Genomic DNA, 23,091 nt, shown 5'->3' with positions numbered 1-23,091 from the left:
GTGTCCTCGGAGTCCTCGGTGGCTGCCGCGCCCTCGTGCGGGGTGCGGCATGAGGAGGGGGACACCGGATCCGGTGTCCCCCTCGTGGGCTGCTAGCCCCGGTCCGCTGACAGGGCGGTCAGGTGCTGTGCGTGTTCCTGGAGCGAGCGCACGCCCACGTCCCCGTGGTTGAGCGCGTCGATGCCCTGGACGGCGGCGGCGAGGCCCTGCACGGTCGTCAGGCACGGCACGGACCGGGCGACGGCCGCGGTGCGGATGTCGTAGCCGTCGAGGCGGCCGCCGGTGCCGTACGGCGTGTTGACGATGAGGTCGACCTGGCCGTCGTGGATGAGCTGGACGATGGTCTTCTCGCCGTTGGGGCCCTCGCCCTCGGACTGCTTGCGCACGACCGTGGCGTTGATGCCGTTGCGCTTGAGGACCTCGGCCGTGCCGGAGGTGGCGAGCAGTTCGAAGCCGTGGGCGACCAGCTCACGCGCGGGGAAGATCATCGAGCGCTTGTCGCGGTTGGCGACGGAGATGAACGCGCGGCCCTTGGTCGGCAGCGGACCGTACGCGCCCGCCTGCGACTTGGCGTACGCCGTGCCGAAGACGGAGTCGATGCCCATGACCTCGCCCGTGGAGCGCATCTCCGGGCCGAGCACGGTGTCGACGCCGCGGCCCTGGATGTCGCGGAAGCGCGACCAGGGCATCACGGCTTCCTTGACGGAGATCGGCGCGTCGAGCGGCAGCTCGCCGCCGTCACCGACCGCCGGGAGCAGCCCTTCCGCGCGCAGCTCGGCGATGGTCGCGCCCAGCGAGATGCGGGCGGCGGCCTTGGCCAGCGGCACCGCGGTCGCCTTCGAGGTGAAGGGGACGGTGCGCGAGGCGCGCGGGTTGGCCTCCAGGACGTAGAGGATGTCCCCGGCCATGGCGAACTGGATGTTGATGAGGCCGCGCACGCCGACGCCCTTGGCGATGCCCTCCGTGGAGGCGCGAAGGCGCTTGATGTCGTGGCCGCCGAGGGTGATCGGGGGCAGGGCGCACGCCGAGTCGCCGGAGTGGATGCCGGCCTCCTCGATGTGCTCCATGACGCCGCCGAGGTACAGCTCGTGGCCGTCGTAGAGCGCGTCCACGTCGATCTCGATGGCGTCGTCGAGGAAGCGGTCGACGAGGACCGGCCGGGACGGGCTGATCTCGGTCGACTCCTCGATGTACGCGGAGAGCCGGGTCTCGTCGTACACGATCTCCATGCCGCGCCCGCCGAGCACGTAGGAGGGGCGGACGAGGACCGGGTAGCCGATCTCGTCGGCGATGGCCTTGGCCTCGGCGAAGGTCGTCGCGGTGCCGTGCTTGGGCGCGGGCAGGCCCGCCTCGGCGAGCACGCGGCCGAAGGCGCCGCGGTCCTCGGCGGCGTGGATGGCTTCGGGCGAGGTGCCGACGACGGGGACGCCGTTGTCCTTGAGGGCCTGGGAGAGGCCGAGCGGGGTCTGGCCGCCGAGCTGGACGACGACGCCCGCGATCGGGCCCGCGAGGGACTCCGCGTGGACGATCTCCAGGACGTCCTCCAGGGTGAGCGGCTCGAAGTAGAGCCGGTCGGAGGTGTCGTAGTCGGTGGAGACGGTCTCCGGGTTGCAGTTGACCATGACGGTCTCGTAGCCCGCGTCGCTGAGCGCGAAGGAGGCGTGCACGCAGGAGTAGTCGAACTCGATGCCCTGGCCGATGCGGTTCGGGCCGGAGCCCAGGATGATCACGGCGGGCTTCTCGCGCCGGGCGACCTCGGACTCCTCGTCGTAGGAGGAGTAGAAGTACGGCGTCCTGGCGGCGAACTCGGCGGCGCAGGTGTCGACCGTCTTGTAGACGGGCCGGACGCCGAGGGCGTGCCGGACCTCGCGGACGACGTCCTCGCGCAGGCCGCGGATCTCGGCGATCTGGGCGTCGGAGAAGCCGTGCCGCTTGGCCTCGGCGAGCAGCTCGGGCTCCAGCTTCTCGGCGGCCGTCAGCTCGTCCGCGATCTCCTTGATGAGGAAGAGCTGGTCGACGAACCAGGGGTCGATCTTCGTGGCGTCGAAGACCTCCTGGGGCGTGGCGCCCGCGCGGATGGCCTGCATGACGGTGTTGATGCGCCCGTCGGTGGGCCGCACGGCCGCGCGCAGGAGCGTGTACTTGTCGCCGGGCTTGCCGGTGAAGGAGAACTGGCTGCCTTTCTTCTCCAGGGAGCGCAGCGCCTTCTGCAGGGCCTCGGTGAAGTTGCGGCCGATGGCCATGGCCTCGCCGACCGACTTCATGGTCGTGGTCAGCGTGGAGTCGGCCTGCGGGAACTTCTCGAACGCGAAGCGCGGGGCCTTGACGACGACATAGTCGAGGGTCGGCTCGAAGGAGGCCGGGGTCTTCTCGGTGATGTCGTTGGGGATCTCATCGAGCGTGTAGCCGACGGCCAGCTTCGCGGCGATCTTCGCGATCGGGAAACCGGTGGCCTTCGAAGCGAGCGCCGAGGAGCGCGAGACCCGGGGGTTCATCTCGATGACGATGACCCGGCCGTCGTCGGGGTTGACGGCGAACTGGATGTTGCAGCCGCCGGTGTCGACGCCGACCTCACGGATGATCGCGATGCCGACGTCCCGCAGGATCTGGTACTCGCGGTCGGTGAGCGTCATCGCGGGCGCGACCGTGATCGAGTCGCCGGTGTGCACGCCCATCGGGTCGAAGTTCTCGATGGAGCAGACGACCACGACGTTGTCGTTCTTGTCGCGCATCAGCTCCAGCTCGTACTCCTTCCAGCCGAGGATGGACTCCTCCAGGAGCACCTCGGTGGTCGGGGAGAGCGTGAGGCCCTGGCCCGCGATGCGGCGCAGTTCGTCCTCGTTGTGCGCGAAGCCGGAACCGGCGCCGCCCATGGTGAAGGACGGGCGGACCACGACCGGGTAGCCGCCGAGCTCGTCGACACCCTTGAGGACGTCGTCCATGGAGTGGCAGATGTACGAGCGGGCGGACTCGCCGTGGCCGATCTTCTTGCGGACCTCTTCGACGACGTCCTTGAAGAGGTCGCGGTCCTCGCCCTTGTTGATGGCCTCGACGTTGGCGCCGATCAGCTCGACGCCGTACTTCTCCAGGACGCCCTGCTCGTGCATGGAGATGGCCGTGTTGAGGGCCGTCTGACCGCCGAGGGTGGGCAGGAGCGCGTCGGGGCGCTCCTTGGCGATGATCTTCTCGACGAACTCCGGGGTGATCGGCTCGACGTACGTGGCGTCGGCGATCTCCGGGTCGGTCATGATCGTCGCGGGGTTCGAGTTGACGAGGATGACGCGCAGGCCCTCGGACTTGAGGACGCGGCACGCCTGGGTGCCGGAGTAGTCGAACTCCGCGGCCTGGCCGATGACGATCGGGCCGGAGCCGATGACCAGGACGGACTGGATATCGGTGCGCTTAGGCACGCTGGCCCTCCATCAGGGTGGTGAAGCGGTCGAAGAGGTACGCGGCGTCGTGCGGGCCGGCGGCCGCCTCGGGGTGGTACTGGACGCTGAACGCGGGCTGGTCGAGGAGCCGCAGGCCCTCGACGACCTGGTCGTTGAGGCACACGTGGGAGACCTCGGCGCGGCCGTAGGGGGTGTCGGAGACCTTGTCCAGGGGCGCGTCGACGGCGAAGCCGTGGTTGTGCGCGGTGACCTCGACCTTGCCCGTGGTGCGGTCCTGCACGGGCTGGTTGATGCCGCGGTGGCCGTACTTCAGCTTGTACGTGCCGAAGCCGAGGGCGCGGCCGAGGATCTGGTTGCCGAAGCAGATGCCGAACAGCGGCGTCCTGCGCTTCAGGACCTCCTGCATGACGGCGACGGGGCCGTCGGCGGTCGCCGGGTCACCGGGGCCGTTGGAGAAGAACACTCCGTCCGGGTCGACCGCGTAGACGTCCTCGGCGGTGGCGGTGGCGGGCAGCACGTGCACCTCGATGCCGCGCTCGGCCATGCGCTGCGGGGTCATGCCCTTGATGCCCAGGTCGACGGCGGCGACAGTGAAGCGCTTCTCGCCGATCGCGGGGACGACGTAGGCCTCCTCGGTGGCGACCTCCGCGGACAGGTTCGCGCCCTTCATCTGCGGGGCGGCCTGCACCTTGGCGAGCAGATCGCTGTCCGTGGAGACGGCGTCCCCGGAGAAGATGCCGACGCGCATGGCGCCGCGCTCGCGCAGGTGGCGGGTGAGCGCGCGGGTGTCGACGCCGCTGATGCCGACGACCCCCTGGCGCTCCAGCTCCTCGTCCAGGGAGCGCTTGGCGCGCCAGTTGGAGGGCACGCGCGCGGGGTCGCGCACCACGTAGCCGGAGACCCAGATCCGCGCGGACTCGGGGTCCTCGTCGTTGACGCCGGTGTTGCCGACGTGCGGGGCGGTCATCACGACGACCTGGCGGTGGTACGACGGGTCGGTGAGGGTCTCCTGGTAGCCGGTCATGCCGGTGGAGAAGACGGCCTCTCCGAAGGTCTCCCCCACGGCCCCGTAGGCGCGCCCGCGGAAGATGCGGCCGTCCTCCAGGACGAGTACGGCGGGAGTCTTCACGGCTCCCCGAGTGGAGGTCGTCATCGTGCGCCTTCCGTTTGCGTCGTGCTGTCGACCTGGGCGTCGGCGCCGTCGGTCTCGGTGCTGTCGATCATGTTGTTGATGGTGGTGACCCACTCCGCGTGCTCGGCGGCGTGGTCCGAGCGGAAGCCGGAGTCGAGGAGCTTGTCGCCGTGCGCCCAGGTGACGATCAGCAGACCGCCCTCGGCGAGGACCTTGCCCGCGATGCCCTTGTCTAGCCGGGCCTCGCGCAGCGCCTCCTTCGGGATGAAGAAGTCGCGCGCCCCGGGGCGTACGACGTCCAGGCCCGCGTCGGTGAGGGTCAGCTCCACCCGGCTGCGGGTGCCCAGGCCGTGCGCCACGATCCGGTCGAGCCACTGGCCCGCGGTGGTCGAGCCGTGGTAGCGGCCGGTCAGCTCCAGTCTGGCCGGGCCGGGGTCGGACGGCGCGTCGGAGAGCTCGGGCAGGTCGGACTGGAGGGTGCCGCGCCACTTCCAGCCCTCGCGCATCAGCCAGTAGACGAGCGCGATGAAGAGCAGCAGGCCGACGACCCAGCCGATGCGGGCGGCCCAGTCGGTGACCTCCGCCGACTTCTCCTCGGCGGCCAGGTGGGTCAGGTGGGTGCTGGCAAGAAGGTGTGTTGCGGTCACTGGAGCTTCCCGTCGACGAGCGTGGCCCGGCCCCGCAGCCACGTGTGCGTGACGCGTCCCGGCAGCTCACGGCCCTCGTAGGGGGTGTTGCGGCTGCGGGAGGCGAATCCCGCGGGGTCCACGGGTCCACGGTATGCCGGATCGACGAGGGTGAGGTTCGCGGGCTCGCCCGCCGAGACGGGGCGGCCGTGGCCGTCGGCCTGCCCGATCCGGGCCGGGGTGTGGGACATGCGGTCGGCGACGCCCGCCCAGGTGAGCAGGCCGGTGTCGACCATCGTGTGCTGGACGACGGACAGGGCGGTCTCCAGGCCGACCATGCCCATGGCGGCCGCGCCCCACTCGCAGTCCTTGTCCTCGTGCGGGTGCGGGGCGTGGTCGGTGGCGACGATGTCGATGGTGCCGTCGGCCAGGGCCTCACGCAGCGCCATGACGTCGCGCTCGGTGCGCAGCGGCGGGTTGACCTTGTAGACGGGGTTGTAGCTGCGCACCAGCTCGTCGGTGAGGAGCAGGTGGTGCGGGGTGACCTCGGCCGTGACGTCGATGCCGCGGGACTTGGCCCAGCGGACGATCTCCACGGAGCCCGCGGTCGACAGGTGGCAGATGTGCACGCGCGAACCGACGTGCTCGGCGAGCAGGACGTCCCGGGCGATGATCGACTCCTCGGCCACCGCGGGCCAGCCGCCGAGCCCGAGCTCCGCGGAGACGACGCCCTCGTTCATCTGCGCGCCCTCGGTGAGCCGCGGCTCCTGCGCGTGCTGGGCGACGACGCCGCCGAAGGCCTTCACGTACTCCAGGGCGCGGCGCATGATCACGGCGTCGTCGACGCACTTGCCGTCGTCGGAGAAGACCGTGACACCGGCCGCCGACTCGTGCATGGCGCCCAGCTCGGCGAGCTTCTTTCCCTCCAGGCCGACGGTGACGGCGCCGATGGGCTGCACGTCGCAGTAGCCGGACTCCTTGCCGAGGCGGTAGACCTGCTCGACGACGCCTGCGGTGTCGGCGACGGGGAAGGTGTTGGCCATCGCGAACACGGACGTGTAGCCACCGCTTGCGGCCGCGCGAGTGCCGGTGAGGACGGTCTCGGAGTCCTCGCGGCCGGGCTCGCGCAGATGGGTGTGCAGGTCGACCAGGCCCGGAAGCAGGACCTTGCCGTCGGCCTCGACGACCGTGGCGCCCTCGGCGCTCAGGCCGGTGCCACTCCCGTCGATTTCGCCCTGCCGGGCGGTGGCGGCGATGGTGTCGCCGTCGATCAGGACGTCCTGCGGCTCGCCGCCGAGCACCTGCGCGCCACGGATCAGGATCTTGCTCATGGTCTTACTTCTCCTCGTCCGAGAGAACGGTGTGCGCGGGGCGCTCGGTGGCGGGGCGGGTGTGGGTGACGGCGGGCTCGTTGCCGCCGAGGAGCAGGTACAGGACGGCCATGCGGATCGAGACGCCGTTGGCCACCTGCTCGACGACCGTGCAGCGGTCGGAGTCGGCGACCTCGGCGGTGATCTCCATGCCGCGGACCATCGGCCCGGGGTGCATCACGATGGCGTGCTCGGGCATCCGCGCCATGCGCTCGCCGTCGAGGCCGTAGCGGCGGGAGTACTCGCGCTCGGTGGGGAAGAACGCGGCGTTCATGCGCTCGCGCTGTACGCGCAGCATCATCACGGCGTCCGACTTGGGCAGCACCCGGTCGAGGTCGTACGACACCTCGCACGGCCAGTGCTCGACGCCCACCGGAACCAGGGTGGGCGGGGCGACGAGGGTGACGTCGGCGCCGAGGGTGTGCAGCAGGTCCACGTTGGAGCGGGCCACGCGGCTGTGCAGGATGTCGCCGACGATCGTGACGCGCTTGCCGGCCAGGTCCTGGCCGAGCCCGGCGTCCCGGCCGACCAGGCGGCGGCGCATGGTGAAGGCGTCGAGGAGGGCCTGGGTGGGGTGCTGGTGGGTGCCGTCGCCCGCGTTGATGACGGCCGCGTCGATCCAGCCGGAGTTCGCGAGCGTGTAGGGCGCGCCGGAGGCACCGTGGCGGATGACGACCGCGTCGACGCCCATGGCCTCCAGGGTCTGCGCGGTGTCCTTCAGGGACTCGCCCTTGGAGACGCTCGACCCCTTGGCGGTGAAGTTGATGACGTCGGCGGAGAGGCGCTTCTCGGCGGCCTCGAAGGAGATCCGGGTCCGGGTCGAGTCCTCGAAGAAGAGGTTGACCACGGTGCGGCCGCGCAGGGTCGGCAGCTTCTTGATCGGCCGGTCGGCGACGCGGGCCATCTCCTCCGCGGTGTCGAGGATGAGCACGGCGTCGTCGCGGGTGAGGTCGGCGGCCGAGATGAGGTGTCGCATCATCTGGTGGGCTCCGTAAGGGAATTCAGGTGTGCGGGTGCCCGGGCGGGGGTGTCCCCCGCGGGGCACGGCGGGCATGCGGGCGCGCGTCGGCTCGCGCACGGACCAGGGGCCACGGGGGCCGGTTCGTACGGGAAGGAGCTAGCGCTCGCCGGCCGGAGCGGTCGGCTTGGCACCGAGCAGCACGGCGTCGCGGCCGTCCTCCTCGGCGAGCTGGACCTTGACCGTCTCCCGCAGCGACGTCGGGAGGTTCTTGCCTACGTAGTCGGCGCGGATGGGCAGTTCTCGGTGGCCGCGGTCGACGAGAACGGCGAGCTGCACCGCGCGCGGGCGGCCGATGTCGTTCAGGGCGTCGAGGGCGGCGCGGATGGTGCGGCCGGAGAAGAGCACGTCGTCGACGAGGACGACGAGGCGGCCGTCGATGCCGTCACCGGGGATCTCGGTGCGGGCGAGGGCGCGCGGCGGGTGCATCCGCAGGTCGTCGCGGTACATCGTGATGTCGAGGGAGCCGACCGGGATCTTGCGGCCGGTGATCTCCTCGAGCTTCGCGGCGAGCCGCTGGGCGAGGAAGACACCCCGAGTGGGAATGCCGAGCAGGACCACGTCCTCCGCGCCCTTGGCGCGCTCGACGATTTCATGCGCGATACGGGTCAACACCCGTGCGATGTCAGGGCCTTCGAGAACGGGCCGCGCGACACCGGAGTCATGCGTGTCCATGTAAAACGGACCTCCTTCTCCGCCTCACGGGACGGACCTTAAAGGACGTCTAAATTGCGCCAACTGCGTCAGCAGCGTTTCTCACCGTACCAGCAACGGCAACGCGGGCCCTCACCACCCCCACGGAAGGGGCCCTCGGACCCATTCGGCTTGACGCAGCCAAGTAACGCTGCGTAACCTCACAGTGAGTCACCAGCAGCGCGGCGGAGCCGCACGTTGTCACAGCGTCCGGGGAGCTATATGTCCAGCGAATACGCCAAACAGCTCGGGGCCAAGCTCCGCGCCATCCGCACTCAGCAGGGCCTTTCCCTCCACGGAGTCGAGGAGAAGTCCCAGGGTCGCTGGAAGGCCGTAGTGGTCGGGTCGTACGAGCGCGGCGACCGTGCCGTGACCGTGCAGCGCCTTGCCGAGCTGGCGGACTTCTACGGCGTTCCGGTGCAGGAACTCCTCCCGGGCACCCCGCCCGGCGGTGCCGCCGAGCCCCCGCCCAAGCTGGTCCTGGACCTGGAGCGGCTGGCCCACGTCCCGGCCGAGAAGGCGGGCCCCCTGCAGCGTTACGCCGCCACGATCCAGTCCCAGCGCGGTGACTACAACGGCAAGGTCCTCTCCATCCGCCAGGACGACCTGCGCACCCTTGCCGTCATCTACGACCAGTCGCCCTCGGTGCTCACCGAGCAGCTCATCAGCTGGGGCGTTCTCGACGCCGACGCGCGCCGCGCCGTCGCCCACGAAGAGGTCTGATTTCTCCCAAGGGAGAGTTGAGCAGAAACGTGCCGCCGGGGTGGCCGGAACCGATTGGGTTCCGGCCACCCCGGCGGTCTTTTTCGCGGGCCGCCCCGAGGGCGACGGATCCGCTGGAATCGGTCGCCGCACGGAAACACTCGGCAGTGCCCGCCCGCGCGGAAAGAAAAACGCCGTAGGGCCCGCAGCCAAACAGCTGCGGGCCCTACGGCGTCCGAGAAAAGCGGCGGCAGCCTACTCCCCCCGGCGAAGACTCGGCTTCAGCTCTTTGAAGCGGCCGAGCAGCCCATTGATGAAGGCCGGCGACTCGTCCGTGGAGAATTCCTTGGCGAGCTGGACGGCTTCGTCCAGAACGACCGCGTCGGGCGTTCCGTCGACCCAGACGAGTTCGTACGCGCCCAGACGCAGGATGTTCCGGTCGACGACCGGCATCCGGTCGAGCGTCCATCCGACGGCGTACTGCGAGATCAGCTCGTCGATGCGGGAAGCGTGCTTCTCGTATCCCTCGACGAGCTCCATCGTGTACTCGCTGACCGGCGGCTGCCGGGTGTCGGAGCGCGCGTGGCGCACCCAGTCCGCGAGGACCGTCAGGACGTCTGCACCGCGCTGGTCGGCCTCGAAGAGGATCTGGAAGGCGCGCTTGCGGGCCGTGTTACGGGCGGCCACGGTTAGCTGTTCACCCGGCCGAGGTAGCTGCTGTCACGGGTGTCGACCTTGATCTTCTCACCGGTGGTGATGAAGAGCGGCACGTTGATCTGGTGGCCGGTCTCCAGGATGGCGGGCTTGGTGCCACCGGTGGAGCGGTCGCCCTGGACGCCCGGCTCGGTCTCCTGGATGGTCAGCTCGACGGCGGCGGGCAGCTCGACGAAGAGCACCTCGCCCTCGTGCTGGGCGACGGTGGCCTCGAAGCCCTCGATCAGGAAGTTCGCGGCGTCGCCGACGACCTTCTTGTCGATGTGCAGCTGGTCGTAGGTCTCCATGTCCATGAAGACGAAGTAGTCGCCGTCCATGTACGAGAACTGCATGTCGCGCTTGTCGACGGTGGCCGTCTCGACCTTGACGCCGGCGTTGAAGGTCTTGTCGACCACCTTGCCGGAGAGCACGTTCTTGAGCTTGGTGCGCACGAAGGCCGGGCCCTTGCCGGGCTTGACGTGCTGGAACTCGACGACGGACCAGAGCTGGCCGCCTTCGAGCTTGAGCACCATGCCGTTCTTGAGGTCGTTCGTGGAAGCCACGGTTGCGGAATCTCCTGGACTGACGTGGACGACCCCGGGCACGTGCCCGCGCTAGAGCGCGAGCAGCTCCTTGGTCGTGATGGTGAGTAGCTCGGGTCCGCCGTCCGCTTCGCAGCGGACGACGAGCGTGTCATCGATCCGGACCCCGCCCCGGCCCGGGAGGTGGACCCCCGGTTCGACGGTGACCGGCACGCAAGCGTCCAGTTTACCCATGGCCGCGGGCGCCAACTGCGGGTCCTCGTCGATTTCGAGTCCGACGCCGTGTCCGGTGCGCGGAGCGAGCCCGTCCGCATAGCCCGCCGCGTCCAGTACGTGACGTGCCGCGCGGTCCACGTCACGGCAGGCGGCACCGGGGGCGAGGGCCTCGCGACCGGCCCGCTGAGCGGCGAAGACGAGGTCGTACAGCTCGATCTGCCAGTCCGCGGGCGAGGTGCCGATGACGAAGGTGCGGCCGATCTCGCTGCGGTAGCCGCGGTAGCAGGAGCCCAGGCAGACGGAGAGGAAGTCGCCCTCCTCGACGCGCCGGTCGGTGGGGCGGTGCCCGCCTCGCCCCGAGTTCGGCCCGGTGCCGACGGAGGTCGCGAAGGCCGGTCCGTCGGCCCCGTGGTCCACGAGGCGGCGCTCCAGCTCCAGCGCGAGGTGCCGCTCGGTGCGCCCCACCAGGATCGACTCCAGCAGTTCCCCGAGCGCCTGGTCGGCGATCTCGGCGGCGATCCGCAGACAGGAGATCTCCTCCTCGTCCTTCACGAGCCGCAGCTGCTCCACGCCCTGCCCGAGGTCGGTCAGGCGCACCCCCGGCGCGACGGAGGTCAGCGCGTGGTGGCGGGCCACGGTGAGGTGGTGCTCCTCCACCGCCAGCGTCTCGGCTCCCTGGGCCGCGGCCTGCCCCGCCCCCACGACGGCAGGATCGCCCCCGGGGGACGTCAGGACGTGCGTGCGCAGGCCGGTGTCGGCCAGTTCGGTCCCCGGCTCCTCCCCCGGTGGCCGCCCGCACACCAGCACGTCCTCGGTCCGCCCGAGAAGCAGTACGGCACCGGCGGGCGCAGCGCCCGCGAGATAGCGCACGTTGGCGGGCCGCGACACGAGCGCGGCGGCGCTCCCGCCGCCCGCACAGCGCTCTCTGAGCCGCTCCCTGCGTGCGGCGTACACCTCTGACATGGGGCGAGCCTACGAGCGCGGAGGGGGCGCGGCCGGTTCAGCGCGTCCGGACGGGGCTGCACCCCGTCCGGACGGAGGGAGCTGCGCCCCGTCAGGGGCGCGGGGAATGCGCGCTCAGCGCTCGAAAAGCCGCAGGCGCGTCTGCCAGGATCTCGGCAGACGCGTCTGCGGCTCTTGCTGTGGCTGGTCGCGCAGTTCCCCGCGCCCCTGACGGGGCCCGGCTCGGCCCCGCCCCGGGCAGCGGGGGGTCCCAAGGAGCGGTCAGAGGTCAGCCGAAGCCGTCACGGTCGAGGTGGCGGCCGTACCCCGGGTCGTCGGCGGCGGAGCCACTGTCCGGGGGCCGCACCGTGCCGGTGTCCGCCGGTTCGGGCTCGGCCTTCTCCGCCTCGGCCTCGACCTCGACCTCGGCGGTCACCGTCGCGGTGACCGTGGACCGGGCGGCTGAGGCGGCTGAGGCGGCTGAGGCGGCTGAGGCGGCTGAGGCCACCGCTATCGCGCCGTCGGGCGCCCGCGCCCCGGTGCCCCTACCACTGCGGCGGACTCGCGATCGCGCGGGCCAGGACGTCGTCCAGGAGGCGCGCCGTGGCGGGGACGTCGAGCTGGGAGTTATCGATGATCGGCAGCCCCGAGCCGTACCACCCGGCCATGCGCCCGTGGATGCGGGCCACCTCTTCGTCCGTGAGGCGGCGGTTGCCGCTGCGCTGGGCGTTGCGCTCCAGGACGACCTCAAGGCCCGGGAGCAGGACGACGGGCAGCAGGCCCGGGCCGACGTGCCGCTTCCAGCCGCCGAGGCCGACCACGGGCCGGTCGGGGAAGACGGCGTCGTCGAGGATGCAGGAGATGCCGTTGGCCAGGAAGTTCCGCGCGGCGAAGCCGCAGGTGCGGCGGGCCAGGCGGTACTGCGCCTCGGAGTGGTCGTTCCAGCCCGCCTGGGGGTCGGCGAAACCCGAGCGCACCCATTCGCGGACGTCGTCGAGGCTGATGTGGGACGTCGGCACGCGCCGGTGCTCGGCCCAGAACTTGGCGACGCTGGTCTTGCCCGCGCCCGCGGGGCCGATGAGGAGCACGGCGAGCGTGGTGGAGCCCGTGTCGGCCCGGGCCGTGCCGGGCGGCGGGCTCGGCATGGCGACGGGGCCGCCGGGCGGAAGCTGGATGTGGCCGGTGGTGTCACGGGCGGGCGGCGCGGCCGCCGGGGCGTGGTGCGCGGCGGGGCCGGGCGTCGGGGCATGGCCGGTGGCCGCGGGGTGCGGGGCGTGACCAGGCGCGTGCGGTCCGGGTCCGGGAGCGGGCGCCGTCGGGCCCGGAGCATGCGGGGCCTGGGGGACGGGTCCCGGGGCGTGCGGGGCCCGGGGGACGGGTCCCGGGGCGTGCGGCACCCCCGGCACCTGCGGAGCCTGCGCGTGCGAGGCGCCCGGCGCCCCCGGCACGTGCGGCGGAGGGGAGCCCTGAGCGGCACCCGGCGGCGGACCGCTCGGGTGGTGTGCGGCCGGGGACCAGCCGGTGGCCGGTCCGTGCCCCGGCTGAGGGGGCGGCGGCAACGGAGACCCCACAGCGTGCTGCATCCGGTGCCACTCCGTCTCGTACGACTGCTGATGCGGGCGGCGGCCGGGGCCACCCTTACCGAACGGTACCGTCCCCGGCCGATGTTGTGTGAACGGCCGGGGCGGCCGAGAAGTGCCCATGGCTGATTCGGTCCGCCCCGAACAGGGCGGACCGCGCGGTCAGTCGGCGACTTCCCCGTACGCGGCGAGCAGCACCGCCGGGTCCGGGCCCTCCAGGACGGTGGGCTTGGCGAGACCGTCGAGGACGATGAAGCGCAGCAGGTCACCGCGGGACTTCTTGTCGACCTTCATGGTCTCCAGGAGCTTGGGCCACTGGTCGTAGCGGTAGCTCAGCGGCAGCCCGACGGACTCCAGGACGGTGCGGTGGCGGTCGGCGGTCGCGTCGTCGAGGCGGCCCGCCAGGCGGCCGAGTTCGGCCGCGAAGTGCATGCCGACGGCGACGGCGGCACCGTGGCGCCACTTGTAGCGCTCGTTCTTCTCGATGGCGTGCGCCAGCGTGTGCCCGTAGTTGAGGATCTCGCGCAGGCCCGCCTCCTTGAGGTCGCCGGAGACGACCTCGGCCTTGACCTTGATGGAGCGTTCGATCAGCTCCGAGGTGTGCGGCCCGGCGGGCGTGCGCGCGGCCTGCGGGTCGGCCTCGATGAGGTCGAGGATCGCCGGATCCGCGATGAAGCCCGCCTTGATGATCTCCGCGAGCCCGGAGACGTAGTCGTGCACCGGCAGCGAGTCGAGCGCGGCCAGGTCGCAGAGCACGCCCGCGGGCGGGTGGAAGGCGCCCACCAGGTTCTTGCCCTCGGCGGTGTTGATGCCGGTCTTGCCGCCGACCGCCGCGTCGACCATGGCGAGCACGGTCGTCGGCACGGCGACCCACCGCACCCCGCGCAGCCAGGTCGCGGCCACGAATCCGGCCAGGTCGGTGGTGGCACCGCCGCCGACGCCCACGATCACGTCGGTGCGCGTGAAGCCGGACTGCCCGAGCGCCTTCCAGCAGTACGCGGCGACCTCGGCGGTCTTGGCCTCCTCGGCGTTGGGCACCTGCACCGCCACGGCCTCGTAGCCCTGGTCGGCCAGGTCCTGGCGCAGCGCGTCGCCGGTCTCGGCGAGCGACTCGGGGTGGATGACCGCGACGCGCTTGGCGGCGTCGCCGATCAGGGCGCCGAGTTCACCGAGCAGCTGGCGCCCGACGAGCACCTCGTACGGCTCGGTGCCCGCCGTGCCGCCGACGTGGATGCGCGTCACTGCCTCGCTCATGCTTCCTTCAACTCCAGTGCGTCGAGGACCGCTTGCGCGACCTCTTCGGGGGTGCGGTCGTCCGTGGCGACGACGGCGCGGGCGACTTCTTCGTACAGATGGCGGCGCGCGTCCATCAGTTCGCGCCACTGCTTGCGCGGGTTGACCAGGAGCAGCGGCCGTGCGGTGTTGAGCCCGACCCGGCGGACCGCCTCGTCGACGTCCATCGAGAGGTAGACCACGGGCAGGCCCCGCAGCAGCTCGCGGGTGCCCTCGTCGAGGATCGCGCCGCCGCCGAGGGCGAGGACGCCGTCGTGGTCGGCGACGGCGGCCCGCACCGCCGCGCGCTCACGCGTCCGGAAGTACGGCTCGCCCTCGTCGAGGAAGAGGTCGGCGATCTCACGGCCCTCGGCGGCCACGATGTCGGCGTCGGTGTCCCGGTAGGCCACGCCGAGCCGGGCGGCGAGGAGCGCGCCCACCGTGGACTTGCCCGAGCCCATCGGGCCCACGAGCACGACGCGCGGCCCGCTCACCGGTCCGGTCGCGTCGGCCGTCACCGGATCTGGAGGTTGTCGAGGTACGAACGGACGTTGCGGCGGGTCTCGGTCACGCTGTCGCCGCCGAACTTCTCCGCGACCGCGTCCGCGAGCACCAGCGCCACCATCGCCTCGGCCACGATCCCGGCCGCGGGAACGGCGCAGACGTCGGAGCGCTGGTGGTGCGCCTTGGCCGCCTCGCCGGTGGCCACGTCGATGGTCGCGAGGGCTCGCGGCACGGTCGCGATGGGCTTCATCGCGGCGCGCACCCGCAGCAGCTCACCGGTGGTGAGGCCGCCCTCGGTGCCACCGGAGCGGCCGGTGGCGCGCCGGACGCCGTCGGCGGTGGCGACGATCTCGTCGTGCGCCTGGGAGCCGGGCACCCGCGCGAGGTCGAAGCCGTCGCCGACCTCGACGCCCTTGATCGCCTGGATGCCCATGAGGGCACCCGCGAGCCGCGCGTCCAGCCGCCGGTCCCAGTGCACGTGCGAGCCGAGGCCCACCGGTACGTCGTACGCGAGCACCTCGACCACACCGCCCAGGGTGTCGCCGTCCTTGTGGGCCTGGTCGATCTCCGCGACCATCGCCTTCGACGCGTCGGCGTCGAGGCAGCGCACCGGGTCGGCGTCGAGCTTCTCGACGTCGGCGGGGGTCGGGTACACGCCGTACGGGGCCTTGGCCGCGGCCAGCTCCACGACGTGGCTGACGATCTCGATCCCGGCCGTCTCCTTCAGGTAGGAGCGGGCGACCGCGCCGAGGGCCACGCGGGCCGCGGTCTCCCGGGCGGAGGCGCGCTCCAGGACCGGCCGGGCCTCGTCGAAGCCGTACTTCTGCATGCCCGCGAGGTCGGCGTGGCCGGGCCGGGGGCGGGTCAGTGGGGCGTTGCGGGCCAGGTCGGCGAGGACGGCGGGGTCGACCGGGTCGGCCGACATGACCTGCTCCCACTTGGGCCACTCGGTGTTGCCCACCATGACCGCGACGGGCGAGCCCATGGTGAGGCCGTGCCGAACGCCGCCGATGAACGTGACCTCGTCGCGCTCGAACTTCATGCGGGCGCCGCGCCCATAGCCGAGGCGCCGGCGGGCGAGGTGGTCCGCCACCATGTCCGTGGTGATCGGGACGCCGGCCGGAAGGCCCTCCAGCGTCGCCACCAGTGCGGGTCCGTGGGACTCCCCCGCGGTCAGCCAGCGCAACCTGCTCAACGGTGCTCCTCATGCTCGCGCCTGGAACTGCTTGTCGGCGCGACCGGGTGCGCGGCCCTGGCCCGCCACCCCCGATCCTCCCACGTCCGGGGGCGTGGCCCGGCGCCCGGTCCATCTGACGGACGCCGGGGCGGGCACCGCGGCGTCCCGCGCCCCGTCCGACCGCTGTCGGCCGTCAGCGCCCCGCGAGCGCCCGCTCCCCCGCCTTGCGCATCACGTCGAGGGGGCCCGGCGTCCGCCCCGTCATCTGTTCGACCTGCAGCACCGCCTGGTGCACCAACAGGTCGAGCCCGCTGACGACGGCGCCGCCGTACGCCGACCAGCGTGCCGCGAGCGCGGTGGGCCACGGGTCGTACAGCACGTCGAAGAGCGTGGTGGGCCGCTCCGGCACGGCGTGCGACAGCGCGTCCGTGGTGCCCGCCGGCGTGGTGGCGATGACCAGCGGCGCGTGCAGGGCCCGCTCGGCGTCCGCCCAGTCGGCGGTGCGCACCTCGACGTCGAGCCGCTCGCCCCACTGCCGCATCTCGGTGGCCCGGGCCTCGCTGCGCACGTACGCGGCGACCTCACCGGTGCAGATCCGGGCGAGCGCGGCGAGCGCGGAGGAGGCGGTGGCGCCGGCGCCGAGGATCGCGGCCGACTCGACCTGTTCGATTCCGCGCTCCCGCAGGGCGGCGACCATGCCGGGGATGTCGGTGTTGTCGCCGGTCAAGCGCCCGTCGTCCGTCCGCACGACCGTGTTGACCGCCTCCACGGACGCGGCGGTGTCGCTGACCGAGTCGAGCAGCGGGATCACGGCGCGCTTCAGCGGCATCGTGAGCGAGAGCCCCGCCCATTCGGGACCGAGCTGCCCGATGAACGCGGGCAGCCCCGCCTCGTCGATCTCGAAACGGTCGTACGACCAGTCGTCCAGGCTCAGCTCCCGGTAGGCGGCGCGATGCAGCACCGGGGAGAGCGAATGGGCGATGGGAGAGCCGAGCACTGCCGCTCGGCGCACGTGTGCGCTCATTGACCGTTCTGTTTCTGGAGGTTCTTCTCGTACTTCTCGCGGTTCCGGTTCTGCTCTTCGTTCGTTTCCGCGAAGAGCGTCTCGTCCTCGCTGACGGAGACGAAGTAGTACCAGTTGCCCTTCGCCGGATTCAGCGCGGACTTGATCGCGACTTCACCCGGGTTGCCGATCGGTCCGGGCGGCAGGCCCTTGATCTTGTAGGTGTTGTACGGATCGTTCAGCTTGCGGAGGTCGTCGACGGAGCCGATGGCGAGCTTGGACTGGCCCTTCAGGTAGTTCACCGTCGAGTCGAAGTCCAGCAGGCCGTAGGTCTCGGTGTTACCGGGCTTGAGCCGGTTGTAGACGACCGTCGCGACCTTCTCGAAGTCGTGCTTGTACTTGCCCTCGGCCTGCACGAGGCTCGCCACCGTGACGACTTGGAGCGGGTTCTTCAGGCCCAGTTGAGAGGCCTGCGCCTCGACGCCCATCGCGTCGTACTTGGCCGTGGCCTCGGCCACCATCTTCCGCAGGACGTCCGCGGGCTTCTGCCCCTTGGCGACGGGATAGCTGGCGGGGTAGAGGAAGCCTTCCAGCGGGTCCATGGCCTGGCTGGACATGTTGGCCGTGGCCCACTTGGGAAGGCCGAGTTTCTTCCATTCCTGGTGGGCGACGTCCTTCGTGGTGCCCTTCTTCAGCTGCAGCCGCTTATCGATTTCGCCGTATACCCAAACATTCCGTTTGCCTTCCGGAATGATGAGGTTGTTGCGGCTCTTCGGGCTGAGCATCAATTCGACGGCAGAGGCGGCCGACATCTGTTTCTTCAGGGTGTAGACGCCCGCTTGGATTTTCTGTCCGTCCGGGTTCTTGCCCTGTGCGGAGACGAATGCGTCGACGCTCTTGACGACTCCGGCGGCCTTGAGCCGGTTGCCGATGTCATAGCCACCGGAACCCTTTTCGATGGTGACGGTGACATTCGCCGCGGTGCCGTCGCCCGAATAGTCCGGGGCCGTGCCGAAACGATCCTGGTAGAACTGGTAGCCGAAGTAGCCGACACCACCGAGCACACCGGCGAAGACCACGACCACGCCCAGACAGGCGCAGCCGCTGCGGCGCTTCTTGGGTTTCTTGCCGCCGCGGCCCCGGCGGTCGCCACGACCGCCGTCGCGCCCCCGTTCGTCGTCGTCCTCGTCGGCGCCGTCCGCGAAGAAGGCGTGCTCGCCCTGGTCGGGCCCGGGGTCCCAGTCGGTCTCGGGATCCGGTTCGGGCGTGGGGCGCCGACGGCCCGGCGGCTCGGGCGGCGGGTAGGCCTCCGACGTGCCGTAGTAGTCGGGGCGTTCCTCGGCGTAGGGCGCCTGCTGCCCGCCGTAGGGGTCCACCGGGTCACCGCCGTACGGGACCTGTCCGTGCTGCCCGGAGTCCCAGCCACCGTCGCCGGGCTGACCGCCCTCGCCGTACTGGGCCTGGGCGGCCCCGTATCCCTGCTGGTCGTAGCCCTGCTGGTCGTAGCCCTGGGAGCCGTAGGCCTGCTGCTGGCCCGAGTTCCAGTCGCCGTAGGGAGCCTGCTGCTGCGGGTGCTGGGGCTGCTGGGCCCCCTGAGGGTGCGTCTGCTGGTGCGGGTACTGCCCTTGCTGCGGGTGGGGCTGGTGGTGCGACTGCTGGGGGTGCTGCTGATGGGACTGGTGCGGCTGCTGGGGGTGGTACTGCTCCTGGCCGCCGTAGGGGGACGAGCCGTCGGCCTGCTGTCCTCCCCATCCGCCGTCCCCGTACAACGGGTCCTCGGGATGCCACGGTTCGGAGCCTGGGCTCCGGCCATACTCAGTCATCGATCCCCTACGAGCCGCGAGGCGGGGGCCGCCGGCTGGATGTCAGGGCAACCGTTCCGTCTCTTGATGCCGTGCGGCAGCTGTTCGAACGCCGCCGCATCGCGCGGAACGTTACCGTATCGCGATCAGTTGACATTCATTTCTCCTCGGAGAAGCGTCCAACAGTCGCCTGCTTGGCTTCCTGCTTCGCAGCCGGCCCGCCCCGTCCGGGAGTACTCCCGAGGAGGCCTTGCGCCAGCTCCACAGGCTGTCACCGCCTGCCCGACGGCCAGTAGGTTCTTGGCCCCGTTCACCTCCCGGTCATGCAGGGTCCCACAAGCGGGGCACGTCCACTCTCGGACGTGGAGGGGGAGATGCGCGAGATGATGGCCCTAGGCTGAGCACGTCTTGCTGGACGGGGACCACTGGTCCACGACTACCAGGTGCCGCCCGTACCACCGGCACTTGTAGTCCAGCATGCTGCGGAGCTCGGTCCACGCCGCGTCGGAGATGGCACGCGCCAGTGAGTGGTTCTTCAGCATGCCTCGCACGTTCAAGTCCTCGACCACGATCGTGACGTTCGTGCCGGGGGTTGGTGACCTTCTCGCCTGTCGACAGCGTCACCAGGACCGTGAGTCCCGCGTCCAACGCGATGATGTCGCGTTCCGCCTGTCCTAGTGGCCGCACCGACGGGGCCGCCACCAGCAGCGAGACGAACCATCGCCCTGCGGCGTCGCGCGAAACCGTCACAGTTGACGGTTCAGCTCCCTCGGGCATACGCATCCGAATGTTCGCGACAGCACCGCTGCCGAGAACTTGTCGGATGGAAGCGGTACTTGAAAGCCCGCCGTACGCATCTCGCCATGGCTCACAAGCTAGAGCCATATTTTGTGAGCCGTCAGGCGAGTTCCAAGAATTACCCCTGAAGGTCGACGCCCTCGCCGGGTGCCTTGCCCGACACCCGTTCGGACTCCAGCGCCTGCTGCAGAATCACCACGGCCGCCGCCTGATCGATGACAGACCTGCCCTTTTTGGACTTCACACCGGAGGCGCGCAGGCTCTGACTGGCCGTCACTGTGGTCATCCTCTCGTCCACGAGTCGCACCGGAACGGGGGCGATCCCGGCGGCGAGCTCCTGGGCGAAGCCGCGGACCTTCACGGCGGCCGGGCCCTCGCCCCCCTTGAGGGAGCGAGGGAGCCCGACGACGACCTCGATCGGCTCGTACTCCGCGACGAGTTGCCGCAAGCGGCGCTGGGCGGCCGGGACGTCACGTCCCGGCACGGTCTCCACCGGCGTGGCGAGGATCCCGTCGGGGTCGCACGAGGCGACCCCGATCCTGGCGTCCCCGACGTCGATCGCGAGCCTGCGCCCGCGACGGATGCCTTCGGTCATCGGGGCGGGCCTCAGGCCGTCTCGGTGACGAGGCGCTCGACGGCGGCGATGGCGTCGCCGATGGCGGCCACGTTCTGGCCGCCGCCCTGGGCGACGTCCGGCTTGCCGCCGCCTCCGCCGCCGAGGGTCTTGGCGGCGGTGCGCACCAGGTCACCGGCCTTGAGGCCGCGCTCGCGGGCGGACTCGTTGGTGGCGATGACCGTCAGCGGACGGCCGTTCGCGGTGCTGAACAGGGCCACCACGACCGGCCGGTCGCTCGGGATGCGGCCGCGCACGTCGAGGACGAGCTTGCGCAGGTCGTCGGCGGCGGTGCCGTCGGGGACCTGGCCGGTGACGAGCGCGACGCCGCGCACGTCCTTGGCTCCCTGGGCGAGACCGGCGGCGGCCGCCAGGACCTTCTCCGCGCGGAACTTCTCGATCTCCTTCTCGGCGTCCTTCAGCTTGGCGAGCATGCCGGAGATCTTCTCGGGCAGTTCCTCGGGGCGGCCCTTGACCAGCTCCTGGAGCTGGGCGACGACCGTATGCTCCTTGGCCAGGAAGTTGTAGGCGTCGACGCCGACGAGGGCCTCGATGCGGCGCACGCCCGAGCCGATGGAGGACTCGCCGAGCAGCTTGACGAGGCCGAGCTGGGCGGTGTTGTGCACGTGGGTGCCGCCGCACAGCTCCTTGGAGAAGTCACCGATGGTCACGACGCGCACGCGCTCGCCGTACTTCTCGCCGAACTCGGCGATGGCGCCCTGCTTCTTGGCCTCGTCGATCGACATGACCTCGGCCTGGACGTCCAGCTCGCGCGCGAGTACTTCGTTGATCTTCTGCTCGACGTCCGTCATCACGGCCGTGGGCACGGCGGACGGCGAGCCGAAGTCGAAGCGGAAGCGGCCGGGCTGGTTCTCCGAGCCGGCCTGGGCGGCCGTCGGGCCGAGCGCGTCGCGCAGCGCCTGGTGGGTGAGGTGCGTGGCGGAGTGGGCGCGGGCGATGGCGCGGCGGCGGTGGGAGTCGATCGAGGCCCACACCGGGGCGCCGACGGTGATCTCGCCGACCTGCACGACGCCCTTGTGGACGTGCACGCCCGGCACCGGCTTCTGGACGTCGCGGACCTCGACGACGGCGCCGCTGTCCAGGCGGATGCGGCCGGTGTCGCCGATCTGGCCGCCGCCCTCGGCGTAGAACGGGGTGCGGTCGAGGACGATCTCGACCTCGTCGCCCTCGGTGGCGGCGGGCGAGGAGACGCCGTCGACGAGGAGGCCGACGATGACGGCCTCGTTCTCGGTGGCGGTGTAGCCCGTGAAGTCGGTGGCTCCGGCGTTGTCGGCGATCTCGCGGTAGGCGCCGAGGTCGGCGTGGCCGGTCTTCTTGGCCTGGGCGTCGGCCTTGGCGCGCTCCCGCTGCTCCTTCATCAGGCGCCGGAAGCCGTCCTCGTCCACGGTCAGGCCCTGTTCGGCGGCCATCTCCAGGGTGAGGTCGATCGGGAAGCCCCAGGTGTCGTGGAGCAGGAACGCCTTGTCGCCGGGGAGCACGGTGGAACCGGCGGCCTTGGTCTCGGTGACGGCGGTGTCGAGGATGTTCGTGCCGCCCTTGAGGGCCTTGAGGAAGGCGGCTTCCTCGGCGAGGGCGACGGTCTCGATGCGCTTGCGCTCGGTGAGCAGCTCCGGGTACTGCTCGCCCATGGTCTTGATGACCGTGTCGACCAGCTCGGCGACGACCGGTCCGGTGGCGCCGAGCAGGCGCATGTTGCGGACGGCGCGGCGCATGATGCGGCGCAGGACGTAGCCACGGCCCTCGTTGCCGGGGGTGACGCCGTCGCCGATGAGCATCACGGACGTGCGCATGTGGTCGGCGACCACGCGCAGCGAGACGTCCGAGCCGTGCTCGGCGCCGTAGCGCACGCCGGTCAGCTCGGTGGCCTTGTCCATGACGACGCGCAGGGTGTCGGTCTCGTACATGTTCTGTACGCCCTGCAGGATCATGGCGAGGCGCTCCAGGCCGAGGCCCGTGTCGATGTTCTTCGACGGCAGGTCGCCGAGGATCGGGAAGTCCTCCTTGCCCGTGCCCGCGCCGCGCTCGAACTGCATGAAGACCAGGTTCCAGATCTCCACGTAGCGCTCGTCGTTGACGGCCGGGCCGCCCTCCTCGCCGAACTCGGGGCCGCGGTCGTAGTTGATCTCCGAGCAGGGGCCGCAGGGCCCGGGCACGCCCATGGACCAGAAGTTCGGGCCCATGCCCAGGCGCTGGATGCGCTCGGCGGGGACGCCGATGACGTCGCGCCAGATGCGCTCGGCCTCGTCGTCCTCCTTGTAGACCGTGATCCAGAGCTTCTCCGGGTCCAGGCCGTAGCCGCCCTTGTCCTGGGGCTCGGTGAGCAGCTCCCAGGCGAGCTTGATGGCGCCTTCCTTGAAGTAGTCGCCGAAGGAGAAGTTGCCGCACATCTGGAAGAACGTGCCGTGCCGGGTGGTCTTGCCGACCTCTTCGATGTCCGGCGTGCGCACGCACTTCTGCACGCTGGTGACGCGGGGGGCCGGCGGCTTGGCCTCGCCCAGGAAGTAGGGCTTGAAGGGCACCATGCCCGCGGGTACGAGGAGCAGCGTCGGGTCGTCTGCGATCAGCGACGCCGACGGCACGACCTTGTGCCCACGCTCCTCGAAGAAGCTCAGCCAGCGGCGGCGGATTTCAGCCGACTCCATCAGTGGTCCTCATTCCGGTTGTACGAGTACGTCGTGTCCGTCGACTTCGCGAGGGACTTGGGGGTCTTCTTGGTGGCGGGCTCGACGAGCGCGAAGCGACGCTGTGCGGGCAGTTCGGGGTCGAGCGGGGCGTTCACGCCGAGGGCTTCGCCCAGCTCGGCCTCGCGCTCGGCCATGCCGTCGCGGACGTCGAGCGCGAAGTCCTTGATCCGGTGGCCCGCTTCGAGCGCCTTGTCGGCGGCCCTGGCGGCGAGGCTCTCCGGCGTCAGCTGCTTCAGCTTGCGGTTGACCTTGGTGGTGGCCCAGACGCCGGCGGCCGCGCCCGCGGTGAACCAGAACGTACGTCGGAACAT

At 71.0% G+C, this 23,091-nt stretch carries 20 protein-coding genes and 1 pseudogene; 1 reads left to right on the top strand and 20 read right to left on the bottom strand.

From position 1 onward, the window contains the following. Positions 1-92 precede the first annotated feature (92 nt). From carB to pyrR, 6 genes are all read right to left on the bottom strand, one after another. A complete protein-coding gene (gene carB, locus QUY26_RS33710; protein ID WP_289953511.1) occupies positions 93-3,410 on the bottom strand; it encodes a carbamoyl-phosphate synthase large subunit in 3,318 nt (1,105 codons plus the stop codon). Next, entirely contained in the window at positions 3,403-4,545 is a 1,143-nt protein-coding gene (carA, locus tag QUY26_RS33705) for a glutamine-hydrolyzing carbamoyl-phosphate synthase small subunit (RefSeq protein ID WP_289953510.1), read from the bottom strand. Before carA ends, carB begins: the two co-directional genes overlap by 8 nt. Then, positions 4,542-5,171: a PH-like domain-containing protein gene (locus QUY26_RS33700; RefSeq protein ID WP_289953509.1), complete on the bottom strand. Its 630-nt coding sequence runs from the start codon at positions 5,169-5,171 to the stop codon at positions 4,542-4,544. Before QUY26_RS33700 ends, carA begins: the two co-directional genes overlap by 4 nt. Then, entirely contained in the window at positions 5,168-6,481 is a 1,314-nt protein-coding gene (locus QUY26_RS33695; protein WP_289953508.1) for a dihydroorotase, read from the bottom strand. Before QUY26_RS33695 ends, QUY26_RS33700 begins: the two co-directional genes overlap by 4 nt. 4 nt (positions 6,482-6,485) lie before the next feature. Continuing rightward, positions 6,486-7,499 carry an aspartate carbamoyltransferase catalytic subunit gene (locus QUY26_RS33690; RefSeq protein WP_289953507.1) on the bottom strand — a complete coding sequence of 338 codons (1,014 nt, stop codon included), beginning with the start codon at positions 7,497-7,499 and terminating at the stop codon, positions 6,486-6,488. 138 nt (positions 7,500-7,637) lie between these two features. Further along, a complete protein-coding gene (gene pyrR / locus QUY26_RS33685; protein ID WP_289953506.1) occupies positions 7,638-8,213 on the bottom strand; it encodes a bifunctional pyr operon transcriptional regulator/uracil phosphoribosyltransferase PyrR in 576 nt (191 codons plus the stop codon). 240 nt (positions 8,214-8,453) lie between these two features. Between pyrR and bldD the strand changes: the two genes are divergently transcribed. After that, the gene (gene bldD, locus QUY26_RS33680; RefSeq protein ID WP_016638847.1) at positions 8,454-8,954 is read left to right on the top strand and encodes a transcriptional regulator BldD; all 501 of its coding nucleotides are present in this window, start codon (positions 8,454-8,456) and stop codon (positions 8,952-8,954) included. Between the two features lie 234 nt (positions 8,955-9,188). Here bldD and nusB read toward each other — a convergent pair whose 3' ends face one another. From nusB to QUY26_RS33610, 14 genes and pseudogenes are all read right to left on the bottom strand, one after another. Further along, positions 9,189-9,620, bottom strand: coding sequence for a transcription antitermination factor NusB (gene nusB / locus QUY26_RS33675; protein ID WP_289953505.1), 432 nt, complete (start codon positions 9,618-9,620; stop codon positions 9,189-9,191). A gap of 2 nt (positions 9,621-9,622) precedes the next feature. Beyond that, positions 9,623-10,189: an elongation factor P gene (gene efp, locus QUY26_RS33670; RefSeq protein WP_289953504.1), complete on the bottom strand. Its 567-nt coding sequence runs from the start codon at positions 10,187-10,189 to the stop codon at positions 9,623-9,625. A 51-nt stretch (positions 10,190-10,240) separates the two neighbouring features. Continuing rightward, positions 10,241-11,347, bottom strand: a complete 1,107-nt coding sequence (locus QUY26_RS33665; RefSeq protein ID WP_289953503.1) for an aminopeptidase P family protein — start codon at positions 11,345-11,347, stop codon at positions 10,241-10,243. A 268-nt stretch (positions 11,348-11,615) separates the two neighbouring features. After that, the gene (locus QUY26_RS33660) at positions 11,616-11,762 is read right to left on the bottom strand and encodes a hypothetical protein (protein ID WP_289953502.1); all 147 of its coding nucleotides are present in this window, start codon (positions 11,760-11,762) and stop codon (positions 11,616-11,618) included. 109 nt (positions 11,763-11,871) lie between these two features. Next, positions 11,872-12,909, bottom strand: a complete 1,038-nt coding sequence (locus QUY26_RS33655; protein ID WP_289953501.1) for an AAA family ATPase — start codon at positions 12,907-12,909, stop codon at positions 11,872-11,874. 159 nt (positions 12,910-13,068) lie between these two features. Then, positions 13,069-14,160, bottom strand: coding sequence for a 3-dehydroquinate synthase (aroB, locus tag QUY26_RS33650; protein WP_289953500.1), 1,092 nt, complete (start codon positions 14,158-14,160; stop codon positions 13,069-13,071). After that, positions 14,157-14,639 (bottom strand): shikimate kinase, encoded by a 483-nt coding sequence (locus tag QUY26_RS33645; RefSeq protein ID WP_289956256.1) that lies wholly within the window; start codon positions 14,637-14,639, stop codon positions 14,157-14,159. Before QUY26_RS33645 ends, aroB begins: the two co-directional genes overlap by 4 nt. 53 nt (positions 14,640-14,692) lie before the next feature. Beyond that, the gene (aroC, locus tag QUY26_RS33640) at positions 14,693-15,877 is read right to left on the bottom strand and encodes a chorismate synthase (protein WP_289953499.1); all 1,185 of its coding nucleotides are present in this window, start codon (positions 15,875-15,877) and stop codon (positions 14,693-14,695) included. A gap of 175 nt (positions 15,878-16,052) precedes the next feature. Then, positions 16,053-16,883 carry a shikimate dehydrogenase gene (locus QUY26_RS33635; protein ID WP_289953498.1) on the bottom strand — a complete coding sequence of 277 codons (831 nt, stop codon included), beginning with the start codon at positions 16,881-16,883 and terminating at the stop codon, positions 16,053-16,055. Continuing rightward, positions 16,880-18,685, bottom strand: coding sequence for an endolytic transglycosylase MltG (gene mltG, locus QUY26_RS33630; protein ID WP_289953497.1), 1,806 nt, complete (start codon positions 18,683-18,685; stop codon positions 16,880-16,882). Before mltG ends, QUY26_RS33635 begins: the two co-directional genes overlap by 4 nt. Before the next feature lie 136 nt (positions 18,686-18,821). Continuing rightward, positions 18,822-19,441, bottom strand: a pseudogene (locus QUY26_RS33625) (RNA-guided endonuclease InsQ/TnpB family protein); the annotation flags it as partial. Positions 19,442-19,580: 139 nt separating this feature from the next. Then, complete coding sequence (gene ruvX, locus QUY26_RS33620) at positions 19,581-20,057, bottom strand: Holliday junction resolvase RuvX (RefSeq protein ID WP_289953496.1); 477 nt, start codon at positions 20,055-20,057, stop codon at positions 19,581-19,583. An 11-nt stretch (positions 20,058-20,068) separates the two neighbouring features. Further along, the gene (gene alaS / locus QUY26_RS33615) at positions 20,069-22,738 is read right to left on the bottom strand and encodes an alanine--tRNA ligase (protein ID WP_289953495.1); all 2,670 of its coding nucleotides are present in this window, start codon (positions 22,736-22,738) and stop codon (positions 20,069-20,071) included. Beyond that, positions 22,738-23,091 carry a DUF6167 family protein gene (locus tag QUY26_RS33610; protein ID WP_289953494.1) on the bottom strand — a complete coding sequence of 118 codons (354 nt, stop codon included), beginning with the start codon at positions 23,089-23,091 and terminating at the stop codon, positions 22,738-22,740. Before QUY26_RS33610 ends, alaS begins: the two co-directional genes overlap by 1 nt.

It is taken from the genome of Streptomyces flavofungini (assembly GCF_030388665.1).
In the GTDB taxonomy this organism is placed as follows: domain Bacteria; phylum Actinomycetota; class Actinomycetes; order Streptomycetales; family Streptomycetaceae; genus Streptomyces; species Streptomyces flavofungini_A.
This window is presented reverse-complemented; position numbering and strand designations above follow the sequence as displayed.